Raw genomic sequence first — 12,769 nt, forward strand, 5'->3', positions numbered from 1 at the left:
ATCCATGCAGGTCGAAAATAAAAACAAGGTAAGCTGCAACTATAAACATTCAGTAAACAAGCGTTTACTGAAAAGGTTGGTCGGATGGACAGGACGACGTCCGGCCCCGATAGGGGAAAGGGGACCCCCATGGCAGTAGACAACAAGCAAATCGCGCAAAGCGTCTTAGAGTTGGTGGGAGGTGCAAGCAACGTTACCACCGCGACCAACTGCATGACGCGCCTGCGCCTCACGCTCAAGGATAACAACCTTGCAGACGTTGAGAAGATCAAGAAGGTCAAGGGCGTGCTGGGCGCGCAGTTCGCCGGCACCCAGCTCCAGGTCATCATCGGCCAGAACGTGCCCAAGGTGCTCGACGAGTTCATCGCCATCTCCGGTGTCGCCCGCGGCGCCGAGGTGAAGGAGAACCTCGACGCGCCCAAGGAGAAGCTCACCCTCAAGGCCATCCCGGGCATCGTGCTCGACTACCTCTCCGGCTCCATGACGCAGCTCATCCCGCTCCTCATGGCCGGCGGTCTGTTCCGTACCATCGCAGCGGTGCTCGGCCCCACCATGGCGGGCGTGCTCTCCGATACCGATCCCGCCTATACGTTCCTCTACACCACGCTCTATGAGGCAACGTTTACGTTCATCCCCATCTATTTGGGTTATGCGGCCGCTAAGAAGATCGGCGCCAGCCCGGTGCTCGGCATGCTGCTCGGCGGTGCGCTCATGGCCCCGTCCGTGGTGAGCGCGGCGGCCGAGGGTGGCAGCGGTATCATTTCGGTCTACGGCATCCAGATTGCTGCGGCCAACTACCAGCAGACCGTGCTGCCCATTATCCTGTCGGTGCCGGTGCTCTACATGATCGAGAAGTTCTTCCGCAAGGTCATGCCCGACGTGCTCTCCACGGTGTTCACGCCGTTCTGCACCATGATTGTGACCATCCCCATCGCGTTCATCGTTCTTGCGCCGATCGGTAACGAGATCGGCAACGTCATCGCCAACGCGCTGTTTGGCCTGGCGGACATGGGCGGCATCGCGGTGTTCATCGTTATGGCGATCCTCGGCGCCTTCTGGCAGCTCTTCGTGGTGGCCGGTATGCACATGCCCGTCATCCTGCTCGCTCAGGTCCAGATTATCGCCGCCGGTTACGACCCCTTCGTCTTCGTGTCCACCAACTGCGCCATGACCGCGGTGTGGGGCTGCGCCTTCGGTGCCTTCCTGCGTATGAAGAGCAAGGATGAGAAGGGCCTCGCAATCGGCTACGTCATCTCCGCCATCGCCGGCGGCGTGACCGAGCCCGCGCTCTTCGGTATCCTCATGCGCTTCCGCCGCACCATGCTCGGCATGTTCATCGGCGGCGCTATCGGCGCGGTGTTCTCCGGCATCGTCGGCGTGACCTACTATATGGCTGGCGGCGCGTCCAACTTCCTGGTGTTCACCAACTACCTCCAGGGCGGCCAGATGAACACGGTCCTGGCGATCGTGGGCATGGCGATCTCCTTCGTGATCGCCGCCGTCGTGGTCTTCCTCACGGGCTTCTCCAAGGAAGAGCTCGCCGAGATGGAGGAAGAGGACGAGAGCGCCCTCATGGGTGCGTAAGGCGGGGGCTTTGGCCTCGTGCCTCATGAGTGAAGAACGGGTAGCGCGCGGGACGTCCTGACCGCGCCGCCCGCAGCCTGCGGGCCCCGTCGCGCCATGGAGGGCGACGGGGCCCGCTGCCCTCGGGCGCCGTTTGGGCGCGTCTAGGGTACGGTAGCAGCAGCGGCGCCGGCTGGCGGCGCACTGAGAAAGGATGGATATGGCACTGGGGACACTGACGGTTAACGAGGCGCGCGACGGCTTTCTGTGCGACGGCAAGCCCTGGTTCTGGCTGGCCGACACCTGCTGGAGCGCGTTTACGAGCATCACGCTCGAGGATTGGGACTACTACCTGACCCGCCGCGCGGAACAGGGCATCAACACGCTGCAGATCAACACGCTGCCGCAGTGGGACCGCTGCCGTCCCGACCTCGGCATCTACCCGTATGCGAGCGAGGATGGGACGACGTTTGACTGGGAGAGCCCCAATCCGGCGTATTGGGAGCGTGCGCGCGAGATGTGCCGCACGGCGGTGGCGCACGGCATTCGTCCGGCGCTCGTGCTCATGTGGTGCAACTACGTGCCCGGCACGTGGGGGAGCGCCATCGCCGAGCGCTTCGGGGCGCCGACGATGCCCCTCGACGAGGTGCGCCGGCACGTGGAGCGCGTCGTTTCGTATCTCGATGAGTTTGAGCCGGTCTACGTGGTGACGGGCGATACCGACTGGAAGAGCGAGGAGTGCCTGCCCTATTACGAGGCGGCGCTTGCCGCGGTGTGCGAGCTCGCGCCCACGCGCCTCAGGACCATGCACATCAACCGCGCGAACCGCACCATCCCCGAGCCGTTTGTCGATCGTCTGGACTTCTATATGTACCAGCCGGGCCACAACGCACTCGCGCAGGACGAGGCGTGGAAGCTGCCGCAGGACATCGCGGCCGCCTACCCCAAGAAGCCGATGATCAACTCGGAGCCGTGCTACGAGATGATGGGTGCGAGCCGTCACGTGTATGTGCGCTTCAACGCGGAGAACTGCCGCGCCTCGGCGTGGGCCGGCATGTTGGCGGGTGCGTGCGCGGGCGTTACCTACGGTGCGCACGGCATCTGGAATTGGCAGACGTCGCTGAGCCGCGGCTCAGCGCTCGGCGAGGGCTTTGACGCGCCCTTCCGCTGGCAGGAGGCCTTGCAGCTTCCCGGCGTGTGGGACTTCGGCATGATTCCGCAGCTTCTCGATGCGCTTGGATGCCGCAGCCTCGTACCGGCGCAAGACGAGCTCGCCGACGATCGCGAGCAGATTCGCGTGGCGCATAACACCGCCGAGCGCCCGACGTATGTGGTCTACATGCCCCGCGCAACGGTGCTCAAGCTCTCGGTTGCGCTTGAGGACTACACCGCGCGGGCCATCGACCTCGAGCAGAAGCACGTCGCGCATCTGCCGGTGACGGTCGAGGAGGGTGCGACCCGTGTGGTGCAACATCCCTTTACAGGAGACGCGCTTATCGTGCTGGAGCCGCGCGCATAGGCTCACCGCACAATCGCGCCTTGCACGTTTTGGTGGGGGGCGGGCACCTGCAGCTGTGAACTGCGGGCGCCCGCCCTTTTTGTTTCGCGGTTGATGAGGGGACGGGAGTTGCGGATATGGATTATGAGGCCGCATCTCTTGCCGAGTGAGAGGATGCGCATGCAGGACTTGGCTTTTAACCCATATCTCCCCTCTTGGGAGTACGTGCCCGACGGCGAGCCGCACGTTTTTGGGGACCGCCTTTACGTGTACGGCAGCCACGACCGTCGCGATGGAACGTCGTGCTGCCAGGAGGACTACGTGGTGTGGTCTGCCCAGGTGGACGACCTGTCCCAGTGGCGCTGCGAGGGCGTGAGCTACCATCGCACGGACGACCCGCGCCACGCCGCAACGGGAGGCGCCGACCTTATGGCGCCCGATGTTGCCCAAGGGCCCGATGGCAGATACTACCTGTACTACTGCGACGACATGACGGCCATAGGGGTGGCGGTCTCCGACGCTCCCGAGGGGCCGTTTGCCTATCTGGATATCGTGCGCACTGCGGACGGAGAGCCGCTTGCCGACGGCAGCCCCTTTGACCCGGGCGTTTTGGTAGACGAGGGTCGGGTATGGCTGTACTGGGGCTTCGACCCGAGCAAGTTTCTGGGGGAGGGCGCCTGATACCGAGAGATCGTTGGGGTCGGACGTACGGCTTACGGGCAAGGGAGGCCCCGAGCTGCTCTGCGGGGGCGACGAAGGCGGAAGGTCCGTCGAGAAGGAGGCTCTTGTGGAGATAGATAATCACAATGCGCCACATAAGGTGCAAATCAGGTGCATATTGTATAGCTATCGGTATATTATTATCGGAAAGAAAAGTTCTCACGGGGAGGCATCATGGCGACAAGCACGCTCAACATCAGGCTCGACTCCGGCCTCAAGCGCGAGCTGGAAGAGGTGTCCTCCGACATCGGCCTCACGCCCACGGCGGTGTTCAACGTGTTCGCGCGGCAGTTCGTGGCGCACCGCGGGTTCCCCTTCGACGTGACCGCACCCGTGCCCACCGAGCGCGAGTTCGCGGCCAAGATGGACGCGATCTACCTGTCCATGCTCGAGGGCAACGCGTCCGAGCACGAGCTGGTCGAGGCGTAGATGAGGAAGATCTGGAGCGATCCCGCCTGGGATGACTACGTATGGTGGCAGTCCCAGGACAGAAAGACCCTGAAGCGCATCGACAGGCTCATCAAGGACATTGAGCGAAGCGCCGGCGAGCCCGGCTCCGCTCCCATGGGCAAGGCGGAGCGCCTGAAGCACAGCCGCTTCGGACTGTCCAGCGTGCGCATAGATGCCGCGAACAGGCTGGTCTACAAAATCGAGGGTGGCGCGCTGCTCATCGTCTCGTGCAGGGGCCGCTACCAGTAGGCCCTCTGGAAACAATCGGATTACCTAGAACGGGAGGCACCCTCGCCGGGGTCCGCCCGTATGTTTTCCGCGTCCCCGCGTCCCAATCGTGCTACCGTGGAGTGAGGTTAAGGCGAGGGGAGAGGTGCGTCGTGCCCAAGGTGACGCTTAAAGAGATCGCGCGCGAGGCGGGGCTCTCCGTCTCGACGGTGTCGCTCGTCCTCAACGACCGGCCGTGCCGCATCTCGGAGGAAAACCGTCGCCGCATCAAGGCCATCGCCGCCGCCAAACAATACGTGCCCAACCAGATAGCGCGCAGCTTGGTGACGCAGCGCTCCAAGACCCTCGGCCTCATCGTTCCCAACATCGAGAGCCGTTTCTTCTCGCGTCTCGCCAAAAACCTCGAGCAACGGTGCCGCGCTCGGGGGTTCGCGCTGTTTATCACCACGTCGGACGACCTTGCCGTCAACGATGTCGAGCTCCTCTCCACGCTCGTGAACCGCGGTGTCGAGGGGCTCTTTATCGTGATGGGCAACCAGACAGCGGGTGGCGAGGAGCTCCCGCAGCGCATCGCCGAGTGCCCCGTGCCCTACGTGATGGTCGACCGCGTTCTCGATGACCTCGCGTGCGACAAGGTGCTGTTCGATAACGAGCTCGGCGGATACATGGCGACGCGGCACCTGCTGGAGCATGGCCACCGACGCATTGCCTGTATCGTCAACGCATCGCGCTCCAACACCGGCAGCCACCGTCTCGACGGGTATCGTCGGGCGCTTGCCGAGTATGGGGCGCCGTTTGACGAGGCGCTGGTGTTCGATAGCGACTATTACATCCCCGATGCGTACGAGGCGGCGGCCGGTCTTGCCGCAACCGATGCGACCGCGGTGTTTGCGAGTTCCGACAACATTGCGCTCGGTTTGCTCAAGCGCCTGTACGAGCAAGGGCGCCGCGTTCCGCGCGACTACTCGGTGGTGAGTTACGACAACTCTGCGGCCGACTCGCTCTTTGAGCCGGCGCTTACCGCCATCGATCAAGATGTTGCGGTGCTTGCGGACGAGGCCCTGGCGCTCATGCTCCGCCGCCTGGAGAGCGATGCACCCGGTGACGTCGAGCCCGTGGTGCGCCTGCTCGAGCCCCGTCTTGTGGAGCGCGACAGCGTGCGTGCGCTCTAAGTACGCCGATTTGCCAGCCCGCGCCCTCCGGTGTGCGCTCCGCGGTGTCCCACGGTCCCTGCGCCGCCGGCACCCCGCCCGCACGCCGCCGTCCTGCCCGCGTCGACCCCCGGCGTTCCCGTGTGCGTGTTCGCCACTTTTGCGCCTCTGCGGGGGCCCATAAGTGGCGTATCCGCACACGGGAACGCGCGGAGGCATCCCTGCCGTATCCACGGTGGCTTAACGGAGGCTTTTCCAAACATCGTTGCACCCTGCATTCGGGATGGGGCCTGCTCCCTCCGCCTCCCATCTCGACCTGGCACGTCGCCAGCAGCGCATCACAGTCGACCTGCTTGCCGAGCGAGCGAATCTCTCGGTTCCGACCGTTCGGAAGCTTCTGAATGAAGACGCAGGGTCTCTCGAGAATTTCCTACGTGTGGCACGAATCTTGGGCTTTCTTCAGGAAATTGAGGACGCGACCGATCCGTTGCGCACACCGATCGGTCGTATTCGAGCAGAACAGGACACCCCGCAGCGTGTGAGGAGGCAGTCGTATGGAGTATGACGTGACCGTGCAGATCGCAGGGGAAGATGTTCTTGCGGGCCGCTTGTATCAGAACATTCGGCACGGCGAAGAGACCGCGAGTTTCAGGTACGCCCCCTCATATCTAGATGACGCTCGTGCGTTCAGTTTGGCCCCCGACATGCCTTAGGTGACGGTTCCTTCCATTCTCTCGGACTGCGATCGTTCGGCGCTCTGGAAGACGTCATGCCGAATCGGTGGGGAAGAAACCTGTTGCTTCGTTCAGAGCGGTCGGCAGCTCGCGCTGAGGGTAGGGCGGCGCGTACGCTCTTTGAGGCGGACATGCTTACTGGCGTCAGCGACGAGGCACGGCAGGGCGCGTTGCGTGTGTGGGGTTCCGATGGGGAGGCGCTGTCTTCGCGTTCCTCTGGCGTCCCTAAGGAGGTGGCTATTCCGTCTCTGCTCGTTCTGCGGATAGGGCGGCGGTCGATATGGATGCCGATATTAAGGATCTGCTCGCGGCGGATTCGAGCTTGGGTGGAGCGCGGCCGAAAGCCTCCGTACGCGATGAGGCGGGGTGTCTTTGCATCGCAAAGCTTCCCAAGGTAGGCGAAGATTCTGTTGATGATGTCGGAGCTTGGGAATACGTTGCGCTGCAGCTCATGAGTAGGTGCGGAATTAACGTGCCCTCTTCTCGTCTGATGCGCATCGGTGGGCGCTCCGTGCTGTTGATGAGGCGATTTGACCGAGAAGGCGATAGCAGGACTCCATATCTGAGTGGATTGACGGCGGTGCAAGGCGTCGACGGCGGACGCTATAGCTATCTCGAGCTCGTGGAGTTTCTGGAAGCTTGGGGTGCTCGTCCCCATGCTGACCTTCCCGAGCTTTGGCTGCGGGCGCTATTCTCGTGCGCGATAGGCAATACGGATAATCATTTGCGCAACTACGGTTTCTTGCGTGAAGGCACCGGTTGGGCGCTATCTCCCGCTTTCGATGTGAACCCAACGCCGGGAGATGAGGCGAAGTATCTCAACACAGGTCTTGATTTTGACGTGCGCGAGGCAGATCCGCGGGTGGCGCTCAGCGCGTGCGAGTATTTCAGATTGGGCGCACCGGAGGCAAAAAGGCGAGCGCTTGCGATGGCGGAGGTGCTCAAGGGTTGGCGCTCTGTTGCGCGATCGTGCGGCATTTCCGAGGCTTCGATCGAGCGCATGAGGAGCTCGTTTGAGGCGGGTATCGCGAGGCTGCGCTCTGCGGCTCGCTAACGTTTTGATAGCCCCCGCCTCATCGTTGAGGTGCTGAACCGTCGAAATCCCATGGCTTGCATGAAGAGGTATGAGGCCAGCGGCAGGATGGCCGCGGCGGCGCGGCGGGACGGCCGATAGCCCGAAGCTAGGCGAGCGTTATCGTGCCTTTACTGCAAAGAGTAAACACCGTCCACCACCATTAAACTGCCGTTCACCGATAATAACCAACGTAAACAGCGCAGTTTTGAAAGAAAACGTTTTGCTAACAATGATAAAACGTTTTATCATCTATACTGCTCAGCAGCATAACCCATCTGGCAAAGGAGCATCGCATGTCTCATCCTGTTCTTGGCACGCCCTGGCATGCGGGCACGGGCACCGTGTCCGCCGACGAGCTCGCCGGCGTCGAGCGTTACTGGCGCTGCGCCAACTACCTCTCCGTCGGTCAGATCTACGTCCGGAGCAACCCGCTCATGCGCTCCGATTACCCGGATGCCAAGACCGGTGAGCCCCGCGCCTTCGGACGTGTCGACGTCAAGCACCGCCTCGTGGGCCACTGGGGCACCACGCCGGGCATCAACTTCCTGTTCGCGCACGTAAACCGCCTTATCGCCGACCATGGGCAGAACGCCATCTTCCTCATGGGCCCCGGGCACGGCGGTCCGGCGGGCACGGCGCAGTCGCTGCTCGACGGTACGTACCGCGAGATTCGCCCCGACATCACCGATGATGAGGCGGGCCTCGAGAAGTTCTTCCGCCAGTTCTCCTACCCGGGCGGCATCCCGAGCCACTTCGCGCCCGAAACCCCCGGCTCCATCCACGAGGGCGGCGAGCTCGGCTACACGCTCTCCCATGCGTACGGCGCGGTGCTCGACAACCCGAGTCTGCTCGCGGTCGCCGTGGTGGGCGACGGCGAGGCGGAGACCGGCCCGCTCGCCACGAGCTGGCAGTCCAATAAGCTCGTGAACCCCGCGACCGACGGCATCGTCTTGCCGGTCCTGCACCTCAATGGCTATAAGATCGCCAACCCCACAATCCTCGCGCGCATCTCCGACGAGGAGCTCCAGAAGTTCTTCGAGGGCATGGGTTACGAGCCGCATTTCTTCGTCGCGGGCTTTGACGACGAGAGCCACGAGAGCATCCACGCCCGCTTCGCCGCCCTGCTCGAAGAGGTCTTCGGTAAGATCTGCGCCATCAAGGAGCGCGCGGTTGCCCAGGCGGCCGCGGGCGAGGAGGTCACGCGCCCGGTCTACCCCATGATTGTCTTCCGCACGCCCAAGGGCTGGACCTGCCCCAAGGTTATCGACGGCAAGAAGACCGAGGATTCGTGGCGCGCGCATCAGGTGCCGCTGGCAAGTGCCAAGGACACTCACGAGCACTTCCGCGTGCTGCGCGGCTGGCTCGAGTCCTACCAGCCCGATGAGCTCTTCACGCCGGAGGGGCAGATTCGCCCCGAGGTCAACGGCTGGATGCCTACCGGCGACCTGCGCATCGGCGCAAATCCCAACGCCAACGGCGGCACCGTACGCGAGGACCTCGTGCTCCCCGACCTTCATGCTCACGAGGTGCCGGTTGCCGAGCGCGGGCACGGGTACGGCCAGACCGAGGCGGCGCGCGTCTTCGGTGCCTACACGGCGGACGTGCTCGCTGCCAACCCCGAGAACTTCCGCATCTTCGGGCCGGATGAGACCGCATCCAACCGTCTGCAGGACGCCTATCAGGTCACCAAGAAGCAGTGGGAGGCGGGCCACTACGCCGACGAGGCGAACGACGACCTGCTCGCCCCCTTGGGCAAGGTCATCGAGCAGCTGTCCGAGCACCAGTGCGAGGGCTTCCTCGAGGCGTACGTGCTCACCGGCCGCCACGGTGTGTGGTCGAGCTACGAGAGCTTCGTGCACGTGGTCGACTCCATGGTGAACCAGCACTGCAAGTGGCTCGAGGCCACCAAGCGCGAGATCCCGTGGCGCAAGCCCATCGCCGGCCTCAACATCCTGCTGTCGAGCCATGTGTGGCGCCAGGACCACAACGGCTTCAGCCATCAGGATCCCGGCTTCATCGACCTTCTACTCAACAAGGCGAACGACACGCACATCGTGAACGCCTACTACCCCTGCGACGCCAACATGGCGCTCGCCGTAGCGGAGCGCGCCTACACCTCGACCGACTGCGTCAACGCCATCTTCTGCGGCAAGCAGCCCGCGCCGACCTTCATCTCGGTCGATGAGGCTAAGGCTGAGCTCGCCGAGGGCCTGGCCGTGTGGAACTGGGCGTCCACGGCGGAGTCGCTCGTCGATGCCGACGTGGTTATCGCGACCTGCGGCGACGTGCCCACACTCGAGGCGCTCGCGGCCGTCGACCTGCTGCGCGAGCAGGGTGTCAAGGTCTGGTTCGTGAACGTGGTCGACCTGCTCAAGATCCAGAACGCCTGCGAGAACGACCAGGCGCTGTCCGACGAGCGCTTCGCCGAGTTCTTCGGCGCGGGCGAGAAGCCGGTGCTCTTCTGCTTCCACGCCTACGCGGGCACCATCCGTCGTCTCGTCTGGGCGCGCCCCGGCCACGACGCCTGGTGCGTGCACGGCTACGAGGAGAAGGGCTCCACGACCACGCCGTTCGACATGCTGCGCCTGAACAATATGGACCGCTGGGCGCTGGCCGCCGAGGCCCTGCGCCTCGTGGACGGCGCCGCCGGTACCGCCACGCACGCCGAGCAGGCCGAGGCCTGGGACGCCTTCCGCGACGAGGCCTTCCGCTTCGCCGTGGAGGAGGGCTACGATCACCCGGCCTTCACCGACTGGGTCTGGCCCGACGCGCGCGCCGCGACCGAGGCAGATGCGGCTGCCGGCCTCTCGGCCACGCAGATGACCGCGGGCGACAACGAGTAGCCGTCTTTCGGCCATCTATCCAGAAGTGCGCCGTGAAGGCGTCCGGCCCCCACAAGGGTCGGACGCCTTTTTGCATGCGTTGGGAGTGAGGTGCCATTTCCAGGCGGTCACCACCGTGATGCCGCCCGCATCGATAGCGACGGTCTCCTCGTCACGTAGGGGGAGACGAGCCCCCTTATTTCATAGGGGGCGTGAGAAGCTTTGCGGAAAGCTTCTAATATCTTTTAGAAGTTAGGCGCGATGGGGGAGCTTCTTCTCGAAGGCGCGACGGGCGCCTGCCTCCTCGGTGTCGGTGAGCGCCTCGAGCGGCTTCTCGATACCGCGCCGGCGGAGCGCCCAGGCGATGAGCCAGTCCGCAAGCGCGGGGTTCTTGGAAAGCACCGGCCCGTGGAAATACGTGCCCACCAAGCCATGGTGCACGATGCCCTCGTACCCATCGGTGCCGTTGTTGCCGGTGCCGGCCACCACGCTCGTCCCGAGCGGCGCCTCGTCCGCATCGAGGTAGGTGCGGCCGCCGTGGTTCTCAAAGCCCAGGATGTCCGCATCGACGATGTCTGCGCGCACGGCGACGTTGCCGATGAGGCGGTCCGTGGGGTTGTCGGCGCGGCGCGTCTCGATGCCGATGACGCCGAGACCCTCGATCTTCTCGTCTCCGAGGAAGTAGTGGCGACCCAGCAGCTGGTAGCCGCCGCAGATGGCGAGCATGGCGCCCTTGTCGTGGTTGAGGTAGCGGTCGACGGCCTCGCGGTGCCGCATGAGCTCGTGCTGGACGGCCAGCTGGTCGCGATCGGCGCCGCCGCCGATGACGGCAATGTCCACGCCCGAGAGGTCGGCCGCCTCACCGCGGTTGAGGGTCGTTACGCGCACGGGGATGCCGCGCCACGCGCAGCGCGCCGCGAGGATGGCGACGTTGCCCGTGTCGCCGTAGAGGTTGAGCTCCTGCGGGTAGAGGTGGCAGATGGTGAGCGGCCGTGCGGCGAGCTCGCGGTAGAGGGGGGCTATGGTGCCGCGACCTACGAGCGACCAGCGCGCCCAGGCGGCGTCGTCCGCGCAAAGCGCGTCCGCGGCGGCATGGGTGCGCACGCCTTGGGGCGTCTCGCCGGCGGGCAGGCGGTCGAGCTCGTCGCACAGCTCGAGCGTCGCGGTGTAGTTGCCCACGATGTAGAGGGTGTCCGCCGCGCCTATCCCCGCGCTCGCCGCGCGGTTGATGGCCTCCTCGGCGCTGCGCACCACCGTGGAGGGCACGCCGGCGTACTTGAGGCGCACCTGCAGGTCCTCGGCGCGCGTGCCGCCGGCGTATACGGTGAGGCCGCGCATGCGGGCGAGCCGCTCGAAGTCGACGTCGTAGATCCATGAGATGTCGTGACCGTCGGCGTCCTTATCGTTGATGTAGAAGGCGCAGGCACGCGCTTCGGTCGCTTGGATGATCTGGATGATGCGGTCGAACCCGACCGGGTTCTTCGCAAGGTTGACGAGGAGCTTGCGCCCCTTGACGGTGAGCTTCTGCATGCGGCCGCGCGCGGGCTGGTAGCGGTCGAGGGTTTGCTGGAAGCGCGCGCCGTCGGCGCCCATGAGGGTCGCCGCGGTGAGCGCCGCCATGGCGTTGTAGACCATGTAGAGGCCGTGGTAGGCGATGTGCGCCGTGCAGGGGAAGCCCGCGCGCGCCGCATCGCGCGCCTCCAGGGTGAAGCGCTGGCCATCCTCGGTCGTCTCGACGGACGTGACGGCAAAGGCGAGGTCGGGGCGCTGCCAGCCGCACGTGGGGCACCGGTAGGAGCCGAGCTGGCCGTACAGCACGTACTCATAGGTGAGGGGCGCGTTGCACACCGCGCAGAAGCGGCTGTCGGAGACTTTGTCGGGCTCCTCATCGCCCGCCGCCGTCGCCGCAAAGCCAAAGGCGATGGTGGGGTTCTCCACCCGCCGCGCGATGGCGGCGCAGAGCGGGTCGTCGGCGTTGTAGATAAGGGTCGTGGCCGGCGAGGAGGCGAGCGCCCCCGCGATGACATCTTGGGTGTGGTCGATCTCGCCGTAGCGGTCGAGTTGGTCGCGGAAGAGATTCAGCAGCACAAGATACGTGGGCTTGAGCTTGGGGAGCACCCGCGCCGTGTAGAGCTCGTCGCACTCAAAGCACCCGATCGCCGCGGGGCCCGAGGCTCCGCGGGCGGCCCTTGCCCGGCGCCGATCCTCCAAGATGGCCCCTGCGATGCCGGCCTCCATGTTGTTGCCGGCGCGGTTGGTGATGACGCAGGTACCGTCTGCGGCGAGGCAGTCGGCCAGCAGGTTGGTGGTGGTGGTCTTGCCGTTGGTGCCGGTTACCACCACGGATGCTGCGAAAAGGGGCGCCATCTCGCGCAAGATCCCGGGGTCAAGGCGCAGGGCGATGATACCGGGGATGCTGCCTCCGCGCCGGTGGAGCACGCGCTGGATCCCAAAGCGGGCGATGGATGCCGCGGTGGCGGCGGCGGTGCTGCGTACGCTCATGGCGCTCTCCCCGGTGCCGATGCGGG

9 protein-coding genes are annotated in these 12,769 nt (G+C 64.8%); 8 read left to right on the forward strand and 1 reads right to left on the reverse strand.

All coding sequences use genetic code 11. The features are described from left to right. Positions 1-129: 129 nt before the first annotated feature. The 8 genes from B5F70_RS07750 (at position 130) to B5F70_RS07795 (ending at position 10,262) form a co-directional block, all read left to right on the forward strand. The gene (locus tag B5F70_RS07750) at positions 130-1,584 is read left to right on the forward strand and encodes a PTS transporter subunit EIIC (RefSeq protein ID WP_087205010.1); all 1,455 of its coding nucleotides are present in this window, start codon (positions 130-132) and stop codon (positions 1,582-1,584) included. A 199-nt stretch (positions 1,585-1,783) separates the two neighbouring features. After that, positions 1,784-3,082, forward strand: a complete 1,299-nt coding sequence (locus B5F70_RS07755; RefSeq protein ID WP_087205011.1) for a DUF4038 domain-containing protein — start codon at positions 1,784-1,786, stop codon at positions 3,080-3,082. A gap of 159 nt (positions 3,083-3,241) precedes the next feature. Continuing rightward, positions 3,242-3,742 carry a family 43 glycosylhydrolase gene (locus B5F70_RS07760; protein ID WP_087205012.1) on the forward strand — a complete coding sequence of 167 codons (501 nt, stop codon included), beginning with the start codon at positions 3,242-3,244 and terminating at the stop codon, positions 3,740-3,742. Positions 3,743-3,955: 213 nt separating this feature from the next. Further along, positions 3,956-4,210, forward strand: a complete 255-nt coding sequence (locus tag B5F70_RS07765; protein ID WP_087205013.1) for a type II toxin-antitoxin system RelB/DinJ family antitoxin — start codon at positions 3,956-3,958, stop codon at positions 4,208-4,210. Next, entirely contained in the window at positions 4,211-4,480 is a 270-nt protein-coding gene (locus tag B5F70_RS07770; protein WP_087205014.1) for a Txe/YoeB family addiction module toxin, read from the forward strand. A gap of 131 nt (positions 4,481-4,611) precedes the next feature. Continuing rightward, positions 4,612-5,631 carry a LacI family DNA-binding transcriptional regulator gene (locus tag B5F70_RS07775; RefSeq protein WP_241145943.1) on the forward strand — a complete coding sequence of 340 codons (1,020 nt, stop codon included), beginning with the start codon at positions 4,612-4,614 and terminating at the stop codon, positions 5,629-5,631. 993 nt (positions 5,632-6,624) lie between these two features. Then, entirely contained in the window at positions 6,625-7,398 is a 774-nt protein-coding gene (locus B5F70_RS07790; protein WP_087205017.1) for a HipA domain-containing protein, read from the forward strand. A gap of 314 nt (positions 7,399-7,712) precedes the next feature. Next, entirely contained in the window at positions 7,713-10,262 is a 2,550-nt protein-coding gene (locus B5F70_RS07795; RefSeq protein ID WP_087205018.1) for a phosphoketolase family protein, read from the forward strand. A 231-nt stretch (positions 10,263-10,493) separates the two neighbouring features. On the opposite strand, the gene B5F70_RS07800 is transcribed toward B5F70_RS07795, so the two are convergent. Then, entirely contained in the window at positions 10,494-12,743 is a 2,250-nt protein-coding gene (locus B5F70_RS07800; protein ID WP_087205019.1) for a MurT ligase domain-containing protein, read from the reverse strand. Positions 12,744-12,769: the final 26 nt, after the last annotated feature.

It is taken from the genome of Collinsella sp. An268, from assembly GCF_002159765.1.
GTDB lineage: Bacteria > Actinomycetota > Coriobacteriia > Coriobacteriales > Coriobacteriaceae > Coprousia.

Coding starts and splice junctions, on each gene's coding strand:
- B5F70_RS07795 (WP_087205018.1), top strand. CDS start 7,713: ATGTCTCATCCTGTTCTTGGCACGCCCTGGCATGCGGGCACGGGCACC.
- B5F70_RS07790 (WP_087205017.1), top strand. CDS start 6,625: ATGGATGCCGATATTAAGGATCTGCTCGCGGCGGATTCGAGCTTGGGT.
- B5F70_RS07760 (WP_087205012.1), top strand. CDS start 3,242: ATGCAGGACTTGGCTTTTAACCCATATCTCCCCTCTTGGGAGTACGTG.
- B5F70_RS07750 (WP_087205010.1), top strand. CDS start 130: ATGGCAGTAGACAACAAGCAAATCGCGCAAAGCGTCTTAGAGTTGGTG.
- B5F70_RS07765 (WP_087205013.1), top strand. CDS start 3,956: ATGGCGACAAGCACGCTCAACATCAGGCTCGACTCCGGCCTCAAGCGC.
- B5F70_RS07770 (WP_087205014.1), top strand. CDS start 4,211: ATGAGGAAGATCTGGAGCGATCCCGCCTGGGATGACTACGTATGGTGG.
- B5F70_RS07800 (WP_087205019.1), bottom strand. CDS start 12,743: ATGAGCGTACGCAGCACCGCCGCCGCCACCGCGGCATCCATCGCCCGC.
- B5F70_RS07755 (WP_087205011.1), top strand. CDS start 1,784: ATGGCACTGGGGACACTGACGGTTAACGAGGCGCGCGACGGCTTTCTG.